Annotated in this window: 12 protein-coding genes and 2 pseudogenes; 8 read left to right on the top strand and 6 right to left on the bottom strand. The window is 68.9% G+C overall.

The window, feature by feature from the left end:
- Nucleotides 1-18 precede the first annotated feature (18 nt).
- Nucleotides 19-1,461: a beta strand repeat-containing protein gene (locus ADBZ6K_RS10185; protein ID WP_526346114.1), complete on the bottom strand. Its 1,443-nt coding sequence runs from the start codon at nt 1,459-1,461 to the stop codon at nt 19-21.
- A gap of 512 nt (nt 1,462-1,973) precedes the next feature.
- On the opposite strand from ADBZ6K_RS10185, the gene ADBZ6K_RS10180 reads away from it, so the two are divergent.
- The 3 genes from ADBZ6K_RS10180 to ADBZ6K_RS10170 are packed head-to-tail and all read left to right on the top strand — an operon-like array spanning nt 1,974 to nt 4,896.
- Complete coding sequence (locus ADBZ6K_RS10180) at nt 1,974-2,528, top strand: hypothetical protein (protein ID WP_526346112.1); 555 nt, start codon at nt 1,974-1,976, stop codon at nt 2,526-2,528.
- An 11-nt stretch (nt 2,529-2,539) separates the two neighbouring features.
- Entirely contained in the window at nt 2,540-3,886 is a 1,347-nt protein-coding gene (locus ADBZ6K_RS10175; RefSeq protein WP_526346110.1) for a Dyp-type peroxidase, read from the top strand.
- Nucleotides 3,883-4,896 carry a hypothetical protein gene (locus tag ADBZ6K_RS10170; RefSeq protein WP_526346108.1) on the top strand — a complete coding sequence of 338 codons (1,014 nt, stop codon included), beginning with the start codon at nt 3,883-3,885 and terminating at the stop codon, nt 4,894-4,896. The genes ADBZ6K_RS10175 and ADBZ6K_RS10170 overlap by 4 nt, the downstream gene beginning before the upstream one ends.
- A gap of 23 nt (nt 4,897-4,919) precedes the next feature.
- Here the strand turns inward: ADBZ6K_RS10170 and ADBZ6K_RS10165 are convergent, their stop codons facing one another.
- Nucleotides 4,920-7,127 (bottom strand): winged helix-turn-helix domain-containing protein, encoded by a 2,208-nt coding sequence (locus ADBZ6K_RS10165; protein WP_526346106.1) that lies wholly within the window; start codon nt 7,125-7,127, stop codon nt 4,920-4,922.
- A 56-nt stretch (nt 7,128-7,183) separates the two neighbouring features.
- Between ADBZ6K_RS10165 and ADBZ6K_RS10160 the strand changes: the two genes are divergently transcribed.
- Both ADBZ6K_RS10160 and nei2 read left to right on the top strand, forming a co-directional pair.
- Nucleotides 7,184-11,764, top strand: coding sequence for an ATP-dependent helicase (locus ADBZ6K_RS10160; RefSeq protein ID WP_526346104.1), 4,581 nt, complete (start codon nt 7,184-7,186; stop codon nt 11,762-11,764).
- A 39-nt stretch (nt 11,765-11,803) separates the two neighbouring features.
- Nucleotides 11,804-12,565 carry an endonuclease VIII Nei2 gene (gene nei2 / locus ADBZ6K_RS10155; RefSeq protein WP_526346102.1) on the top strand — a complete coding sequence of 254 codons (762 nt, stop codon included), beginning with the start codon at nt 11,804-11,806 and terminating at the stop codon, nt 12,563-12,565.
- 25 nt (nt 12,566-12,590) lie between these two features.
- Here the strand turns inward: nei2 and ADBZ6K_RS10150 are convergent.
- The 4 genes and pseudogenes from ADBZ6K_RS10150 to ADBZ6K_RS10135 all read right to left on the bottom strand — a co-directional run bounded on the left by ADBZ6K_RS10150 (nt 12,591) and on the right by ADBZ6K_RS10135 (nt 17,511).
- Nucleotides 12,591-13,362: pseudogene (locus tag ADBZ6K_RS10150) on the bottom strand (SDR family NAD(P)-dependent oxidoreductase).
- Between the two features lie 25 nt (nt 13,363-13,387).
- The gene (locus tag ADBZ6K_RS10145; RefSeq protein ID WP_526346100.1) at nt 13,388-14,302 is read right to left on the bottom strand and encodes a pseudouridine synthase; all 915 of its coding nucleotides are present in this window, start codon (nt 14,300-14,302) and stop codon (nt 13,388-13,390) included.
- Nucleotides 14,302-16,059, bottom strand: a complete 1,758-nt coding sequence (locus ADBZ6K_RS10140; protein ID WP_526346098.1) for a glycerol-3-phosphate dehydrogenase/oxidase — start codon at nt 16,057-16,059, stop codon at nt 14,302-14,304. Before ADBZ6K_RS10140 ends, ADBZ6K_RS10145 begins: the two co-directional genes overlap by 1 nt.
- A gap of 39 nt (nt 16,060-16,098) precedes the next feature.
- Nucleotides 16,099-17,511, bottom strand: coding sequence for an NAD(P)H-quinone dehydrogenase (locus ADBZ6K_RS10135; protein WP_526346096.1), 1,413 nt, complete (start codon nt 17,509-17,511; stop codon nt 16,099-16,101).
- A gap of 200 nt (nt 17,512-17,711) precedes the next feature.
- On the opposite strand from ADBZ6K_RS10135, the gene ADBZ6K_RS10130 reads away from it, so the two are divergent.
- The 3 genes and pseudogenes from ADBZ6K_RS10130 to ADBZ6K_RS10120 all read left to right on the top strand — a co-directional run bounded on the left by ADBZ6K_RS10130 (nt 17,712) and on the right by ADBZ6K_RS10120 (nt 19,053).
- Entirely contained in the window at nt 17,712-18,185 is a 474-nt protein-coding gene (locus ADBZ6K_RS10130) for a gamma-glutamylcyclotransferase family protein (protein ID WP_526346094.1), read from the top strand.
- 100 nt (nt 18,186-18,285) lie between these two features.
- Nucleotides 18,286-18,498: pseudogene (locus tag ADBZ6K_RS10125) on the top strand (RidA family protein); the annotation flags it as partial.
- 252 nt (nt 18,499-18,750) lie between these two features.
- Nucleotides 18,751-19,053 (top strand): thiamine pyrophosphate-dependent enzyme, encoded by a 303-nt coding sequence (locus ADBZ6K_RS10120; RefSeq protein ID WP_526346335.1) that lies wholly within the window; start codon nt 18,751-18,753, stop codon nt 19,051-19,053.
- Nucleotides 19,054-19,070 lie beyond the last annotated feature (17 nt).

Below are 19,070 nucleotides of genomic sequence, written 5' to 3'. Positions count from 1 at the left end.
GGCCACCGGGCCTCTACCTCACTCACCGGCCGCGTTGTCGGTGGCCTTGGTTGCCGTCTTGTCGCCATCCGTGCTCGACCCTGCTGCGTTGTTGGACCCCTTGCCGGTCCGCTTCGTGCCGCTTGCGCTCGCTCCGGCCGCGTCGTCGGACCCCTTGCCGGTCCGCTTCGTGCTGCGGGTGGTCGGACCGGCAGCATCGTCGGTCTTGCCCACCGTGCTCGTCGTACGTGCGTTCGCCTCGGACACTGTGTTGGTTTCGCTGCTCGTCGCGAGCGCGCCGCCGATGCGGAAGTTGTTGACCGCAATGCCGAAGTCTTTCTTCGTCACGGTCAGACCGTTGCGAAGGACGGCACCGGCAGCCGCGAGCGGGCCGGGACCTGCTGCGACGGTGTTGTCGCTGCCGAGGAAGGTGAAGCCGGCATTCACGCTGCCGGGCTCGGATTCGCTCTCACCGGCACTGACGGTGTTGTCCCGGCCGCCGGTGTTGAAGGCGCCGTTCAGGGTGCTGTTCCTACCACCTGCCGACAGCTGATTTCCGTTGCTCAACACGTTCAGCCCCAGGTTCAGATTCGCGCCGACGCCGCCGGAGGACAGTTCATTGCCGGTGCCGACAATGTTCCGCGCGCCGTTGAAGAACCCGCCTTCGGAGGAGACCGTGTTGTTGTTGCCCGAAAAGTTGGTGGCCAGGTCTGAATAACCACCCTGTGTCGTGACGGTGTTGTCATCGCCGATCATGCTTCGAGCGAAACTCCCGAAGCCGCCTTGAACCTGCACGGTGTTGCCGTTGCCGAACAGGCTTCGGACCGTGTTGGCGTTTCCGGCTTGGATCCCGACGGTGTTGGAGTCGCCGAAAATGTGCCGAGCCCAGTTCGCATAGCCACCCTGGACCGTGACGGCATTGGAGTTGCCGAACACGTTTCGAGCCCAGTTCAGATAGCCGCTTTGGGTGGAGACGGTGTTGTTGCCACCCACGATATTGGTGGCAGTGTTCCACACGCTGCCTTGTCGTGTGGAGACGCTGTTGTTGTCGCCGCCGAGGTTCGTGGCCCAGTTGGCCACACCGCCGTCTGCCGCGACAGTGTTGCCATTGCCAATGTTGGTGGCCCAGTTCGCAACGCCGCCCTCTGCCGTTACGGTGTTGCCAGTGCCCAAGAGGCTGGTGGCGAAGTTCAAGAATGACCCCGCACTGGTGGCGGCGGAGGAGTTGTCCCCTAGTACGAATGCCGCGCCAAACCACCCGCTGGCGTCGGCGGACGTTCCGTTGCCGATCGCGATGGCGGCACTGAACACCGTGCTGGTGCAGTCGGCGCTATTGCCGATTCCGAAGACCGAAACGCAGGTGGCGTTCGCCTGAGGGGACAGGCCCAGTCCGGCGCTAGCGACCAGTCCGGTCGTGACGGCGCCCGCGGCGAGGGCTCCAGTGAGCTTGCGAGTTGAATTCACGTTGCTGATTCCGATCATGTTGCGGCTGCGTTGACGACCACGTCGTGTCACGAGTTATATCCCAACGTCGAAGATCAAAGTGGAGAACGGGTGTTCTCCATCGTCCGATCGCGCATCGGCAGCGGAGCAGTTCGGAGGTGGCGGTGAGGGCTGGGCGGATGCCCGTCGCCACCCCCAAAACCAGTGCCGCGGCTCCGGTTCCGGCGCCGACAACCGCCGTCAGAGCGGGGGGTGGCGAGGGGGGCGACACGTCAGCTCCTTCCCGACCGGTCACCGGGTTTCCCGTCGGGACAACCAGATCACCCAGATCACACGGTGCGCGTCCAGCCGAATGCGTCAGTCACCACGCCAGTCAGGAGATGGTATGAGCACAGCTCCCCTACAGCCATCCCCCAGAGTGGGTGAAATCGCGTACGCGGTTTCACCCGATCTGGGGGACGACACGGCGCGACCGGGTCAATAATGTCGGGATGTCGGGGCGATGTAGCGGCGCCGACCAGTGTTCAGTTGTGCGATCGGGAAGGCGGCCCATGTCAGCACCAGACTGGTCCACACCCGCGGCGATGGCTATCCCGAAGGAGGGCTATTTCGAGCTGGAACGGGGCCGGTACGGACCGACCTATCCGCGGACGCCTGCGTGCTACGGCTTCTCGATCATCGCCAAGGTCAAAGAGGGCCGCGAAGAGGTCGTGCGCGCCTACGGCAAGCAGATCCAGGAGGCGGTCGCCGGCAGCCCCGACGTGCTCGCGCCGTTGCGGCTGCACTATCTGCGCTGGGTCCTCTTCGACGTCGGGTCGGGTCTGCACTTTCAGTACCAGGGGATCTTCGACACCGACTTCGACAAGTACACGGAGGACGCGGTCGCGCTGTTCAGCCAGACAGGCATCACGACGGTGTTCACCAACCTCGAGGGCTTCCCCGAGGACTGGAAGGAGAACCCGGCCGCCTTCGTCGAGTTCGTCCGCGCCCACCAGTGCCCGAGCTTCCTTGAGTACGGCGAGTATCCGTACGTGACGGCCGACGAGATCAAGAAGGCGCTGCGCCTGAAGGCGGCGTTCTCGGACATGCTCGACCAGATGCAGTAACCGCGTCCTCGATGCTCGAGTTCGACGACATCCAGCACATACTGCTGACCCGCACCCCGGCCATGACCGGCCGATACGAATTCCTGTCGTTCGACAACCCGGCCGCGGGGCGCGCTTGGCTGACCGAACTCCAGGGCCGGGTGGCGTCCGCGGCCGACGTGGAAGCTTCCATCGACGATCAGAAACGCTGGATCACACTGGCGTTCACCGTTGACGGCCTGCGGGCGCTCGGTGTCGACGAAGGATCGCTTGCGACCTTCCCTCCGGAGTTTCGCGAGGGCATGGCCGCGCGGGCCGACATCCTCGGCGACACCGGGATCAACGCTCCGCAGTATTGGGTGGGCGGCCTCGCCGGCCATGATCTGCACGCCATCGCGATTCTGTTCGCCCGCGACGACGCCGAAACACAGCGCTGCATAGGCGAACACGACAAACTTCTCGACCGCTGCCCGGGCGTGCGCCGTCTTTCGCATCTGGATCTCAATGCCACGCCGCCGTTCAACTACGCCCATGACCACTTCGGATTCCGGGACCGACTGTCCCAGCCCGTCATGAAGAGCTCGGGCGAAGACCCGACGCCCGGTTCCGGGGCGCCGCTCGAGCCGGGCGAGTTCATCCTCGGCTACCCCGACGAGGATGGTCCCGCTGCCAATCTTCCTCAGCCCGAGATTCTTTCACGCAACGGCAGTTTCATGGCCTACCGGCGGCTGCAGGAGCACGTCGGGTTGTTCCGCGACTACCTACGGGCGAACGCCAATACCTCGGACGGTCAGGAACTGCTCGCGGCGAAGTTCATGGGCCGATGGCGATCAGGTGCGCCCCTGGTGTTGGCTCCCGACCGGGACGACCCCGAGCTGGGTGCCGACCCGATGCGCAACAACGACTTCGGCTACAAGGAAATGGACCCGCTCGGCTACGCGTGCCCGCTCGGCGCGCATGCCCGGCGGCTGAATCCCCGCGACACCGCCCACAAGATGAACCGGCGTCGCATGATCCGCCGCGGTGCCACCTACGGTCCGGCGCTGCCCGAGGATGCGCCCGACGACGGAGTCGACCGCGGCATCGCGGCGTTCATCATCTGCGCGAGCCTGGTGCGTCAGTTCGAGTTCGCCCAGAACGTCTGGATCAACGACAAGAACTTCCACGAACTGGGTAACGAGCACGACCCGATCTGCGGCACCCAGGACGGCAGCCTGGACTTCACCGTCCCCAAACGGCCCATCCGCCGAGTGCACAAGGGCCTGCCTGCGTTCACGACGCTGAAGGGTGGCGCGTATTTCTTCCTCCCGGGCATCTCGGCGCTGCGCTATCTCGCCGCCCTCGGCGACACATCCGGTGAAGGGGAAGGACAACCATGACCGCGACGGCGCGGGCGCGCACCTACAACCAGAACCACGTGACCCGGCCGCACACCGGCGGCCGCCGAATGTCCATCTACTGGACATGGAGCTATCCCTGGGAAGCCCAACGCGATCCGGCCGAGATGTACAACCGCTTCTCCACCATGACCGAGGTCCGCAACGTCCTGTGGCCCGCCTATGAAACCCCCGAATACGACGCGGCGCACTTCCTGCAAGGCATCGCAGGCACGCTGGAGCTGTTTCACCGATCCACGCTGGCGTTCCAGGAACTCGCCGAGGAAGCCACCGGTCACCCGGTCGCGGTGTTCCAGCGCATCGACCAAGCCGGCTACAAGCTGCCCATCGATGAACGCGTGCTGGCCGACACCGACACGCTGATGGTGTTCGGCCTCGACCATCTGCTCTCCGAACAGGAAGCCGCACCCGAGGAAATCGCCGCCATCCAGGACTGGCTGCGCCGGGAAGGCACCTGCCTGTTGCTCGCGCCCCATCACGATGTCGGGTTCACCGCCGATTTCGGCCAGCGCCAGGTCGAATACCTGCACCACGGCGACTCACTCGTCCCGCGCCAGCAGCGCTTCGGCCAGTACACCCGCTCACTGATGACAGCCCTCGACGTTCCCGTACACAACAAATGGGGGCTGCGGCCCGCCGTCGTCGAGGGCACCAAGGAGATCGCCCCGCTGACCGGATACCGCGATCTGGATGCGGCGCGACTGCTGGCCGACGTCACCACCTTCAACTTCCACCCGCACCTGCCGCACTACGAACTCACCGCGCCGGAAAGCAACGACCTGCTGGTGCTGGGCCGTCAACGCGTCGACCCGAACCGGCCGCACCCGTTCACCGAGGCGGGCAACACCGAATTCAACGCGCTGATCTGGATGCCCCCGTCGGGCCGGCGCGCCGGTGACATCGTCCTCGTCGACTCCACCAACTTCACCACCCTGTTCGGTGGCACGGACAGCCTCAAAAGCTTCTGGCACAACCTGGCCGCGATGTCCTGATCCGCGGGGTCGCCCCGCCGGCGTCATCGACGAAGCAGCCCTCGCCGATTCGCTTCGGCGACGGCGGCGGCGCGGGACCGCACGGCCAGCTTGCGGTAGATCGACGCGACCTGACTCTTGGCGGTTTCCCGGCTGATCACCAGTTCCTCTGCGATGCGCTGCAATGAGAGGTGGGTGGCCAGGTACGGCAGCAACCTGGTCTCCGCGGCGGTCAGCGACCCTCCTGTGGAACCCAGACCGGCGACCCTGGCGGCCGCGTCCTCAAGCCAGCTGCCCAGACCGGCGGCATCGGGTTCACGCTTATGCGCCCTTTCCGCGGCATCGAGATGCCGGGCAGCCAACTCGCCGTCGCGTAGAGCGACGGCCGCCGACGCCAGCACGGCGTGCCCCAGCAGAGCGGTACGGGCCGCGAGGTGTCCCAGTCGGTCGAGCAATCGCTCGGTCCTGGCGATGGCGTCGTGCGCGACGGCGGCACGCCCGAGGCCCGCGCTGGTGACGGCGTCGGCCGCGTACACGACGACCATCGGGACCACGTCACACAAATCGTGCTCGTCGACGATCGCTCTGGCCGCCGCCGCGCGCTCAGCGGCCAGGGCACCGTCGCCGTCGCTGAGGTCCAGCAACGCCAGATGCGCCAGGGCGGCGGCATGAAACCCGGGCAGCCCGCCGAGCACCGGCAGCGCCGAGTCGAGCAGCACCCGCGCCCGGCGCCGCTCGCCCAGCATCGACTTCGCGGCGCCCTTCATCGTGGTGGCCGCACCCCACCACGGATTCCTCAGGTGGTCACCGGCCGCCCTGACCACGTCCGCGTACCGCACCACCTCGCGCACCCCACCCACCCCGACGACGGAGGCGACCAGCGCGGCGGCCACGGTGACCGATGGCGTGCCGTCGGCCATCCGCAGACCCTTGTCGGCCTGATGGGCCATCATCAGGGAGCGTTGGATGAGCTCGGCGTCGGCGGTGGTCACGCCGAGCCAGGCCTGGGCGATCGCCGCATCCGGGTATTCGGCGAAGGTCCGGTCATCGAGTTGGCCGAGCCTGCGGGCCAGCACGCCCGCCCTCCCGTCGAAGCCCAGCCGGACCGCCTCGCGGCCGGCCAGCTCGGCGGCCAGTGCGCGGTCACCCGCGGCCACCGCCTGTAACAGCGCGCCGTCGATGTCATCCCGCTTGCGCAGCACGTCGGCGGCGCTGCTCGCCAGCGCCCGGAATCTGGCCGGATCTTCCTCGCGCAGTCGCGCGCGCAGCAGATCGCCGAACAGCCCGTGGTAGCGGTACCACACGCGTTCGGGGTCGAGGGAAACCAGGAAGGTGTTGCCAGACCGGATGATCGCCGCCAGCATCCGCGCACTGTCGTCGCGCCGAAGGACGGTGTCGAGATCTTCGGCGCAGAACCGGTCGAGCACCGAGGACTCCAACAGGAACGTCGTAGTTGCGGCATCCAGCTGATTGAGGACCTCCTCGACGAGATAGTCGCCGACGAGTCGATGACGCCCGGTGATCGCCTCGACGTCGGCGCCGTCGCGCAGCGCCATCGCGGCCAGCACCACACCCGCCGCCCAACCTTCGCACTTGTCGAGCACCGCCCGAACGGTGCCACCATCGCCGGGTCCACCCAGCGCCGCGAACACCGCCGCCGCTTCGGGCACGGTCAGCGTGAGCTCGTCGACACCGATTTCGACGACGTCGTGACCCAGTCGCCTTCGGCCGAGATCGACGGCGGGCGCGCTGCGACCGACGAGCACGACGGTTATCGACGGCGGCGCCATGTCGACCAGGGTCCGCAGCGCCTCGGTGGCGGCGGGCTCCGTGAGCTGGTGCGTGTCATCGAGGACCAGCACCGTCGGTCCGCACCGCTCCAGGCTCCTGGCCAGCACCGGGATCAGCTGAGCGACCAGGGCGCGACCCGGTCCGGCGAGGTATGTCAGCACGCCGTCGTCGAGGCCGTGCAGCGTGTGCATCGCGGACGCGATGTGCAACGCCAGGTGCGCCGGATCGTTGTCGAGGTGGTCGATGTGCACCCACGCGAACGGCCGATCGTCGACGTCGTCCCACAACGCAACCGCCGTCGTCTTGCCGTATCCAGCGGGTGCGGACACCACCACGAGACCGCCGTCGCGCACCTCCACCAGGGACGCGATGACGTGGGGCCGCCGGATGACGCGCCCCCGCGTGCCTGGGCCCCCGATCGTGGCCGCCGGGACGTGCGGCTCCCATAATCCCGCCACCACGCCAGCATGGTAACCAGCACAAACCGGATGTCAGTGCCTGTTGGCACGATGGGGTGATGAGCAGCACACGCGACGCGCTGGCCCGGTTCAGCGATCTGACCCGGCAATGGTTCGCGGGAACGTTCGCCGAACCCACCCGGGCCCAGTCTCAGGCGTGGTCGGCGATCGCCGACGGCCACAACACCCTCGTCATCGCCCCGACCGGCTCCGGCAAGACCCTCGCCGCCTTCCTGTGGGCGATCGACCGGCTGGCCTCGCAGCCCACCGAGACCGCCGACGACCGCGCGGGCACCCGGGTCCTCTACGTGTCGCCGCTCAAGGCGCTGGCGGTCGACGTCGAGCGCAACCTGCGCACGCCGCTGGCGGGAATCGCACGGATCGCCGAGCGGGAGGGCCGCCCTGCCCCGGCCATCGGTGTCGGTGTCCGGTCCGGTGACACCCCGCCCAACCGGCGCCGCGAGCTGATCTCCAACCCGCCCGACATCCTCATCACGACACCGGAGTCGTTGTTCCTGATGCTCACGTCCGCCGCCCGCGAAACACTCTCGACGGTGCAGACGATCATCGTCGACGAGGTCCACGCCGTCGCAGGCACCAAACGCGGCGCTCATCTGGCCCTGTCGCTCGCGCGTCTCGACGCCCTGCTGGCCACCCCCGCGCAGCGGATCGGGCTGTCGGCCACCGTCCGCCCTGCGGAGGAGGTGGCCCGGTTCCTGTCCGGTGCTGCCCCGACGACCATCGTCGCTCCCCCGGCAGCCAAGACGTTCGACCTGTCGGTGCAGGTACCGGTGGCCGATATGGCGAATCTGGAGAACAACTCGATCTGGCCCGACGTCGAGGAGCGCATCGTCGATCTGATCGAGGCGCACCGGTCGTCGATCGTGTTCGCCAACTCGCGCCGCCTGGCGGAACGACTCACCTCGCGGCTCAACGAGATTCATGCCGAAAGGATCGGCGCGGCGCCGCCCGCCGAACGCAATCCGGGAGTGGCGGGCGGGGCACCCGCGTACATCATGGGCAGCGGCCAGGCCAGCGGCGCCGCGCCGTTGCTGGCCCGCGCGCATCACGGCTCGGTGTCCAAGGAACAGCGCGCCGCCGTCGAGGATGACCTCAAGTCGGGGCGGCTGCAGGCGGTCGTGGCCACCTCCAGCCTGGAACTCGGCATCGACATGGGTGCCGTTGACCTCGTTATCCAGGTGGAGGCGCCGCCCTCGGTGGCCAGCGGGTTGCAACGCATCGGCCGCGCCGGCCACCAGGTCGGTGAGATCTCCCAGGGGGTGCTGTTCCCCAAGCACCGCACCGACCTCATCGGATGCGCGGTGACGGTGCGCAGGATGCTGGCGGGCGAGATCGAGACGATGGCCGTTCCCGCCAACCCGCTCGATGTGCTGGCCCAGCACACCGTCGCGTCGTGCGCGCTGGAACCGCTCGACGCCGACGCCTGGTTCGACACAGTCCGGCGCAGCGCTCCCTTTGCGGCGTTGCCCCGCAGCGCGTTCGAGGCGACGCTCGACCTGCTGGCGGGCAAGTATCCGTCGACCGACTTCGCCGAACTGCGTCCGCGGGTGGTCTACGACCGCGACGCCGGAACGCTGACCGCCCGGCCGGGAGCGCAGCGCCTCGCCGTCACATCCGGCGGCGCGATTCCCGACCGCGGGCTGTTCACCGTCTACCTCGCTTCCAACGCCGACTCCGAGAAGCCTTCGCGGGTAGGAGAACTCGACGAGGAGATGGTCTACGAGTCCCGCCCGGGCGATGTCATCTCGCTCGGCGCCACCAGCTGGCGCATCACCGAGATCACCCACGACCGGGTGCTGGTGATCCCCGCTCCCGGTGAACCGGCGCGGTTGCCGTTCTGGCGTGGCGACAGCGTCGGGCGTCCCGCCGAATTGGGCGCTGCGGTGGGCGCTTTCACCGGTGAGCTTGGCCGGTTGCCGCGCACCGCCTTCGAGGAGCGCTGCCGCGGAATCGGTTTCGACGAATCCGCCACCGAGAACCTGTGGCGGTTGCTCGACGATCAGCGCGGTGCGACCGGCGCGGTACCCACCGACATCACCCTGCTCATCGAGCGGTTCCGCGACGAGCTCGGCGACTGGCGGGTGATCCTGCATTCGCCCTACGGCCTGCGGGTGCACGGCCCGCTGGCGCTGGCGATCGGCAAACGCCTCTACGACCGATACGGCATCGATGAGAAGCCGACGGCCTCCGACGACGGGATCATCGTGCGGCTGCCCGACACCGACGAAGCCGCGCCGGGTGCGGAGCTGTTCGTGTTCGACCCCGACGAGATCGAACCGCTCGTCACCGCGGAGGTGGGTGGTTCGGCGCTGTTCGCGTCCCGGTTCCGGGAATGTGCGGCCCGCGCGCTGCTGCTGCCCCGCCGCCACCCCGGCAAGCGGTCGCCGCTCTGGCATCAGCGTCAGCGCGCCGCCCAGTTGCTCGATGTGGCCCGCCGCTATCCGGACTTTCCGATCGTCCTGGAGACGGTGCGCGAGTGCCTGCAGGATGTGTACGACGTTCCCGCACTGACCGCGCTGATGAGCCGCATCGCCCAGCGCCGGGTGAAGGTGCTCGAGGTGGAGACGGCGGTGCCGTCGCCGTTCGCCGCCTCGCTGCTATTCGGCTACGTCGGCGCATTCATGTACGAGGGTGACAGCCCGCTGGCCGAGCGGCGCGCGGCGGCGCTATCGCTGGACACCACGCTGCTGGCCGAGCTGCTGGGCCGCGTCGAACTGCGCGAGCTGCTCGATCCGGACGTCATCGCGTCCACCGCGCGCCAGTTGCAGCACCTGACCGCCGAGCGCGGCGCCCGCGACGCCGAAGGGATCGCCGACCTGTTGCGGCTGCTGGGGCCGCTCACCACCGAAGAGGTGGCCGCGCGCAGCACCGCCGACGACGTCGGCGGCTGGCTGGACGGATTGCTGACGGCGCGGCGCATCCTGGCCGTGTCGTTCGCAGGCCAGTCGTGGTGGATCGGGATCGAGGACATCGGTCGGCTACGCGACGCCGTCGGGGTGGCCGTCCCCGTCGGCGTCCCCGCCACCTTCACCGAGGCCGTCGCCGACCCGCTCGGGGAGTTGCTGGGCCGCTATGCCCGCACCAACGGCCCGTTCACCACCGCCGACGCCGCGCGGCGCTTCGGCCTCGGACTGCGGGTGGCCGCCGACGCGCTAGCCCGCCTGGCCGCTGACGGAAAGGTCGTTCGCGGCGAATTCACCGATACCGCAACGAATTTCGCTGGCTGCGAACAATGGTGCGACACCGATGTGCTGCGGATCCTGCGCCGGCGGTCATTGGCCGTACTTCGCGCACAGATCGAGCCGGTCAGCACGGCCGCCTACGCACGATTCCTCCCCGCGTGGCACCAGGTGGGGTCGGCGCGCGAGCCCCTGCCCGCAGGTGGCGTCCTCACCGGGGTCGACGGCGTCGCGGCGGTCATCGAGCAGCTGGCGGGTGTGCCGATACCGGCATCGGCGCTGGAGCCGCTCGTGTTCGGCCAACGGGTGCGCGACTACCAGCCGGCGATGCTCGACGAGCTGCTGGCATCGGGTGAGGTGATGTGGTCGGGCGCCGGGACCATCGGTGGTGGCGACGGCTGGGTGGTGTTCCACACCGCCGACACGGCACCCCTGACGCTGACGCCGGGCTCCGAGATCGAATGGACCCCCGTCCACCGCGCGATCCTGGGCACCCTCACCGGCGGCGGCGCGTACTTCTTCCGCCAGCTCACCGCCGAGGGCTCCGGGGAGCAGGAGCTCAAAGAGGCGCTATGGCAGCTCATCTGGGCGGGATGGGTCACCGGGGACACCTTCGCGCCGGTGCGTGCGATGCTGACCGGCGGCCGGCCCGGTACGCGCAGGCCCGCACCGGCGCATCGGCACCGCCGGGCGCCTCGACTGAGCCGCTACAGCGTCGCGCACGCGCAGACGCGCACTTCGGATCCGACTGTCGCGGGCCGCTGGTCGGCCCTGCCCGAGGCGGAATCCGATTCGACTGTGCGCGCGCATTTCCAAGCCGACCTGCTACTGGCCCGCTACGGCGTACTCACCAAGGGAGCGGTGAGCAACGAGAACATCCCGGGTGGGTTCGCGACGATGTACAAGGTCCTCGCGGCGCTGGAGGAAGCGGGGCGCTGCCAGCGGGGCTACTTCGTCGAATCACTAGGCGGTGCGCAGTTCGCGGTGGCCTCCACGGTGGACCGGCTGCGCGGCTACGCCGACTCCGTCGACCAGCAGCAGCGCGAGGCCAGCGCGGTCGCGCTGGCGGCGACCGACCCGGCGAACCCGTACGGCGCGACGCTGCCGTGGCCGCCGCCGCGGGCTGGCATCGAAGCCTCGCACCGTCCGGCCCGCAGGGCGGGGGCGCTGGTCGTCCTCGTCGACGGTGAGCTGGTGTGGTTCCTCGAACGGGGCGGACGCACGTTGCTGAGCTTCTCCGGCGACGCCGAGCTCCACAACGCCGCCGCGGCGGCTCTGGCGGATCTGGTGGCGGGCAGGCGGGTGGACGGGCTGCTGGTCGAACGGATCAACGGCATGCGGATCCTCGAACCCGGCGCCCCCGACGAACACGCCGCCGTCGCCGCCGCCCTCACCGGCGCCGGATTCGGCCGCACACCGCGCGGCATGAGATTGCGCTGACGATGCACCCAATACCGGCCGAACCACATCCGGTGCGCCATGCCCGAAGGTGACACCGTCTGGCACACCGCCGCCGTGCTGCGGGCCGGACTCGCTGGAAAGTCGTTGACAAGCTGCGACATTCGGGTCCCCAAGTATGCGACGGTGGACCTGTCCGGGCAGACCGTCGACGAGGTGGTCAGCCGGGGAAAGCACCTGTTCATCAGGATCGGCCCCGCCAGTGTGCATTCCCACCTGAAGATGGACGGCAGCTGGCGGATTCACCCGGCTGGCGGGCCCAGCCGCGCCGGCCATCGGATCCGGATCATCCTGGCCACCGCCGACGTGCAGGCCGTGGGGATCGACCTCGGTGTGCTCGAAGTCCTGGATCGGGCATCGGACATGGACGCGGTCGCCCACCTCGGACCCGACCTGCTCGGTGACGATTGGGATGCGGGGATCGCCACCCGCAACCTGACCGCCGAACCGCAGCGTGCCCTTGCCGCGACACTGCTCGACCAGCGGGTGATGGCGGGGATCGGCAACGTGTACTGCAACGAGCTGTGCTTTATCGTCGGCAGGCGGCCCACCTCGGCCGTCGGCACACTGCCCGACCCGGCGCGTCTTGTGCGGCGGGCACGGGACATGCTGTGGCTCAACCGGTCCCGATGGAATCGGGCTACCACGGGCGACACCCGCAAGGGCCGCGACCTGTGGGTGTACGGTCGCGCCGGGCTGCCGTGCCGTCGCTGCGGCGCCCTCATCGAAATGGACTCCACCGGAGACCGGATCACCTACTGGTGCCCGCGATGTCAACGCTGATCCACCCGTGACCCGACGCGCGCCGCTATCGGGGTGTACCGCCGCCGTCGACGATGATCGTCTGCCCGGTGATGTAACTGCCCGCCGAGGACGTCAACAGCAGTGCGGCCCCGACCATTTCGTCCGGCTCGGCGAGCCGTTTGAGCAGGGTCGCGCCGACCATCCCCGAGATCACCTCGTGCGGGTTCCTACGCATCATGTCGGTGTCCACCGGTCCGGGCGCCAGCGCGTTGACCCGGATGCCGAACGGCGCGAACTCGGCGGCCATGGATCGGGTGAACGACACCAGGGCGGCCTTGCCCGCGGCATATATGGACAGCAAGGGCGCGAACACGAACGCGCCGATCGACGCCATGTTCAGCACCGCGGGCGCGGGGCTTTCCTTCAGATGGGGAAGAGCCTGCTGCACCAGGAACACCGGTCCACGTACGTTGACGTCGAACGACTTGCTCAGCGCCTCCACCGTCATCGTGTCGAGCGGTTGGGCGAGGGCGTTGGCGGCGTTGTTGACCACGACATCGATGCCGCCGAACTCGTCGGCGGTGCGCGCCACCAGCGCCCCCAGATCCTCAACGCTGCCCGCATGGGCCACTACCCCGATGGCGCCTGCCGCCGAGGTCGCGCAGGTGCGCCGCCGTCGACTCGCACGCCTCGGGTTTGCGGCTGGCCACCACGACGCTCGCACCCGCCAACGCGTATCCCTCCGCCAGCGCCAGCCCGATGCCGCGGGTGCCTCCGGTGACGATCACCGTGCGCCCGGACATGTCGAAGAGCCGGCCGAACGAGGTGCGGTCCATCCGGTCAGTAGAGCATGCCGGGCCGTCAGCGGGGCGCGTGCGCGCCCAACCCGCGACGGCTGACGAACCGCCGACGCGATCCGTCGACCGGATCGGTGAACTCGATGCTATGCGACAGCAGGCGAAGCGGCCTGGAGAAGTCGCCGTCGGCCACGGCGATCACATCCGGGTACAAGGGGTCCCCGCAGATCGGCACGCCAAGCGACGCCATGTGCACGCGCAGTTGATGGGTGCGGCCGGTGCGCGGTGTCAGCCGGTAGCGGCCCGGACCGATCGTCTCGACCAGCGTCTCCGCGTTGGGCTCCCCCGGCACCTCGACGGCCTGCAGGCGACCGCGATGTTTGACGATGCGGCTGCGCACCACCGTCGGCAGGGTTGCCGCCGGGATGCCTTGCGCCTCGGCCAGATACGTCTTGTGCACCAGTCCCCGCGCGAACAGCGTCTGGTAGCTGCCGCGCAGTTCGCGGCGGGTGGTGAACATCAGCACACCGGCCGTGAGCCGGTCGAGCCGATGCGCGGGCGCCAATTCGGCCAGTCCGAGATCGCGGCGCAGCCGCACCAGCGCGGTCTGGGCGACGTGGCCCCCACGCGGCATGGTGGCCAGGAAGTGGGGTTTGTCCACGACCACGAGGTCGTCGTCACTGTGCAGGATCGGCATGTCGAACGGCACCGGCACCTCCTCGGGGAGGTCGCGATACCAGAAGACATGACTACCCGCCGGGAGCATCGTAGCCTCGTCGACCACCGACCCGTCGGCGCAAACCATCTGCCCGGCAAGCACTTTCGCCAGCGCCGCGACACCGAAGCGTGTCTCGATCTCGGCCGCCACGCGCACGGTCTCGCCGGGCGTCCCGGTGCCGCGCAGCTGCAGCCGCGCCGGGCCCAGCCCGTCGCGGACGGGCAGCGGGGCCACCACCGCCCTGCCCCTGCGAACGGCCATCAGTTCAGCGGCACAGGTTCGAGGATCTCGGCGCGGGCCTCGGGTGCGGCGATGCGCAGGGCGTCGGCGGACTCGTCATCGGGCTGCTGTTGCGAGTGCACTTCGGCGTCGACGCGGGCGATGTACGTGTCGACCTCGCGGTCGACGTCCTCGGCGCTCCACCCCAGCACCGGGGCGACCACCTCGGCGACCTCCCGCGCACAGTCCACCCCGCGGTGCGGGTATTCGATCGAGATACGCATCCGGCGGGCCAGGATGTCTTCCAAATGCAGCGCACCCTCGGCCGCCGCGGCGTACCAGGCCTCGACCTTGAGGTACACCGGGGCCTCGGTGATGGGCTCGAGGAGGTCGGGCCGTGCTGCGCCTTCTTGACCGGCCATGGCCAGCACCTCACCGATCAGCGCCCCGTAGCGGTCCAGTAGGTGGCGCACCCGGTAGGGGTGCAATCCGTAGTGCGAGCCGACGTGCTCGGTCTGGTTGATCAGCGCAAAGTAGCCGTCGGCGCCCACCAGCGGCACCTTCGAGGTGATCGACGGCGCCACCCTGGTCGGCACGAACTCGGCGGCGGCATCGATCGCGTCGGCGGCCATCACCCGGTAGGTGGTGTACTTGCCGCCCGCGATGGCCACCAGACCCGGTGCCGGCACCGCGACGGCGTGCTCGCGGGACAGCTTCGAGGTCTCCTCGCTCTCCCCCGCCAGCAGCGGCCGCAACCCGGCGTACACACCGTCGATGTCGTCGTGGGTCAACGGGGTGGCCAATACGGTGTTGACGGTGCCGAGGATATAGTCGATGTCGGCCTTGGTGGCCGCGGGGTGGGCCAGGTCGAGATTCCAGTCGGTGTCGGTGGTGCCGATGATCCAGTGGGTACCCCACGGGATCACGAACAGCACCGACTTCTCGGTGCGCAGGATGATCGCGACCTCGCTGACGATCCGGTCCCGGGGCACCACCACGTGTACACCCTTGGACGCCCGCACCCGGAACCTGCCGCGCTGCTTGGACAATGCCTGGATCTCATCGGTCCATACCCCGGTCGCGTTGACCACGACGTGGCCGTGCACCTCGGTGACCGCGCCGTCCTCGGAGTCGCGCACCCGCACACCGGTCACCCGGTCACCCTCGCGCAGCAACGCCACCACCTGCGACGAGGTGCGCACCACCGCGCCGTAGTGGGCGGCGGTGCGGGCCACCGTCATCGTGTGGCGAGCGTCGTCGACGACAGTGTCGTAGTAGCGGATCCCACCGATCAGCGAGCTGCGTTTCAGGCCGGGCGCAAGCCGCAGCGCACCCGCTTTGAGCAGATGCTTTTGTGCGGGAAGGGATTTCGCGCCGCCGAGCTGGTCGTAGAGAAAGATACCCGCGGCGACGTAGGGGCGCTCCCACAGCCGCTTGGTCAGCGGGAAAAGAAACGGCAGCGGCTTGACGAGATGCGGGGCAAGCGTGGTCAGCGACAGCTCGCGTTCGTGCAGCGCCTCCCGGACCAGCCCGAACTCCAGCTGCTCGAGATAGCGCAGCCCGCCGTGGAACATCTTCGACGAGCGGCTCGAGGTTCCCGACGCGAAGTCGCGCGCCTCCACCAGCGCCACCCGCAGGCCGCGGGTCGCCGCGTCGAGGGCGACTCCCGCACCGACCACTCCGCCGCCGATCACGACCACGTCGAACTGTTCGCGGCCGAGTCGGTCCCATGCGACGGCGCGTTGATCGGGACCCAGGAGGGTCCGCCCGTTGCCAGGTGCCGGGATCGGATCGCTCACGCTCGGCTCCTCGTTGTTACCCGTCAGTACATAGCCAGGTTAGTCGAGATCGTCATGGGCCATCAGGCGCCGCGCGGCCTCCACGATCGACCCTGACAGAGACGGGTACACGGACAGGGTCTGCGCCAGGTCGGTCACCGAGATCCGATTCTGGACGGCCAGCGCGATCGGCAGGATCAGCTCGGAGGCGATCGGCGCGACCACGACGCCGCCGATCACCACGCCGGTTGCGGGCCGGCAGAAGATCTTGATGAAGCCGTGCCGCAGCAACGACATCTTCGCCCTGGCGTTGGTGTTCAGCGGCAGATTCAAGGTGCGCGCAGGCACGCTCCCGTCGTCGATCGCGGACTGCGGAATGCCCACCGCCGCGATCTCGGGCCTGGTGAACGTCGCCGACGCGACCGTGCGCAGCCGGATCGGCGAGACGCCCTCGCCAAGCGCGTGGTACATCGCGATGCGGCCCTGCATGGCCGCCACCGACGCGAGCGGCAGCAGCCCGGTGCAGTCACCGGCCGCATAGATCCCCGACGCCGAGGTGCGCGACACCCGGTCGACGGGGATGTAGCCGCCTCGGCCCAACTCGATGCCGACCCGGTGCAGGCCGAGGTCGGCGGTATTGGGCACCGACCCGACGGTCATCAGCGCGTGGCTGCCCTCGACCGTGCGGCCGTCGGCCATGGTCACCCGCACCCCCGATCCGTCACGGCGGACCGATTCCGCGCGCGCGTTCTTGACCAGAGTCACACCGCGCTCGGCGAACACCTCCTCCAGAGCGGCGGCGGCGTCGCTGTCCTCGTGCGGCAGGATCTGGTCGCGGCTGGCCACCACGGTGACCGTGACCCCCAGCTCGGTGTAGGCATTGCAGAACTCCGCGCCCGTCACGCCCGAGCCCACGATGACCAGATGCTCGGGCAGTTCGGTGAGGTCGTAGAGCTGGCGCCACGTCAGGATGCGTTCGCCATCGGGCGCGGCGTTCGGCAGGACCCGTGGGCTCGCGCCGGTGGCGATGAGCACGACGTCGGCCTTCACCACCGACGTCTTCCCGTCGGGCGTGGTCACCTTCACGCTGTGGGTGGCCATTCCCGAGACGTCGTCGACCAGCTCGCCGCGCCCCGCGACCACCTTGATGCCCTCGCGCAGCAGCTGGGAGCCGATGTCGGTGGACTGCGACTTGGCCAGGGTCTTCACCCGGTTGTGGATTTGCGGCAGCGAGATCTTGGCGTCGTCGATGCTGAGGTCAAAGCCGAGGCCGAACGCGCGCCGCAGCTCGGTGCGCACACCCGATGACGCGATGAACGTCTTGGAGGGCACGCAGTCGAACAGCACGCACGCGCCGCCGGGCCCGTCGGAATCGACGACGGTGACATGGACGTCGGGGCCCCGGCCCGCGGCCACCAGTGCCGCCTCATAACCTGCGGGACCACCGCCGATGATCACGATGCGCATTGCCACGGCCCTAACCTATATCGCCGGGTCGCTTCGCTCGGTGTATCGCCGGGTCGCTTCGCTCGGTGTATCGCCGGGTCGCTTCGCTCGGTGTATCGCCGGGTCGCTTCGCTCCGTGTATCGCCGGGTCGCTTCGCTCCGTGCCGAGCGCAACTGTGGCCAGGCTCGACCGCCGGACGAACGTGGGCCGATTAAGCTTCCATACCGTGCCGCTCTATGCCGCCTACGGGTCCAACATGCATCCCGAGCAGATGCTGCAGCGCGCGCCGCACTCCCCGATGGCGGGCACCGGGTGGTTGCACGGGTGGCGACTCACCTTCGGCGGCGAGGATCTCGGCTGGGAGGGGGCGCTGGCCACCGTGGTCGAGGATCCCCTGGCCAAGGTTTTCGTCGTCCTCTACGACATGACAAAGGACGACGAGAAGAATCTGGACCAGTGGGAGGGTTCGGAGCTCGGCATCCACAAGAAGATCAGGTGCCGGGTGGACCGGGTGTCCTCGGACACCTCCATCGACCCGGTGCTGGCCTGGCTGTATGTGCTCGACGGGTGGGAGGGCGGCATCCCGTCGGCCCGCTATCTGGGCGTGATGGCAGAGGCCGCCGAGATCGCCGGTGCCCCGACCGACTACGTCCACGACCTGCGCACCCGACCGTCGTCGAATATCGGCCCCGGCACCTGAGCCGGAACCAGCCGGGCGTGCACCTGAGGCGGCTCCGCCCGGCGTGAGGTCACGACGAACGTGACCCCAGCACCTCCGTCCACGCGATGACCCAGTAGGTGCGTTCTCGCAGGCGGTGGTCGCCAACGGGATCGTCTACACCTCAGGCCAGATCCCGGCGCAGCCCGGCGGCGAGGCCCGGGTGGACTTCGAGGTACAGCTGGAAGCCACGCTCGCCAATCTCCGCACTCTCCTGGACGCGGTCGGCAGCGGCCTCGATCATGTCCTGAAGGTCAACGGGTACCTGATCGACCGCAGCCAGCTCGAGCCCTACAACCGCATTCGGCGCCGCCCGCGATGCCTATCTCCGCTACTCGACCCCGGCGGCCTCCGCGTCCTCCCCGGCCTGCGCACCCGATGCCCCGCTCGTCGACCTCACCGCCGTCATGGCGGTGCTGCGCGCGAGGAGTTGACCGACGACGCGATCATCACCTTCGGCGCGGGTAACCACGCGGTCTGGCCGGCTCGTTACCTCACGCACCACAAGCCGGCGACCCTTACCGCCCCGCGCAACGGCGCCGTGGGCATGGGGATCCCCGCGGCGGTCGTCGGCTACGGCGCTCCCTTCGTGGCGATCGTCGTCGACAACGGCCAGTACGCGACCATCCGCGAACACCAGGAGATGCACTATCCCGGCCGGCCATCGGGCACGCACCTCACCAACCCGGACTTCGCCGCATTCGCCAGATCCTTCGGGGCGCACGGCGAAACCGTCGACCGCACGAGCGGATTCCGCGACGCCTACCGCAGGGCCAGGGCGAGCGGCCGTCCCGCCGTGCTTCACCTGCGCCAGGACCCCGCTGTTCGCGCTCTCGCAACGAATTCCTGAACCGTCCCCAATCACTG

It is taken from the genome of Mycobacterium sp. (genome assembly GCF_044223235.1).
In the GTDB taxonomy this organism is placed as follows: domain Bacteria; phylum Actinomycetota; class Actinomycetes; order Mycobacteriales; family Mycobacteriaceae; genus Mycobacterium.
The sequence above is the reverse complement of the archived record's forward strand: the minus strand, read 5'-3'. Positions and strand labels throughout refer to the sequence as shown.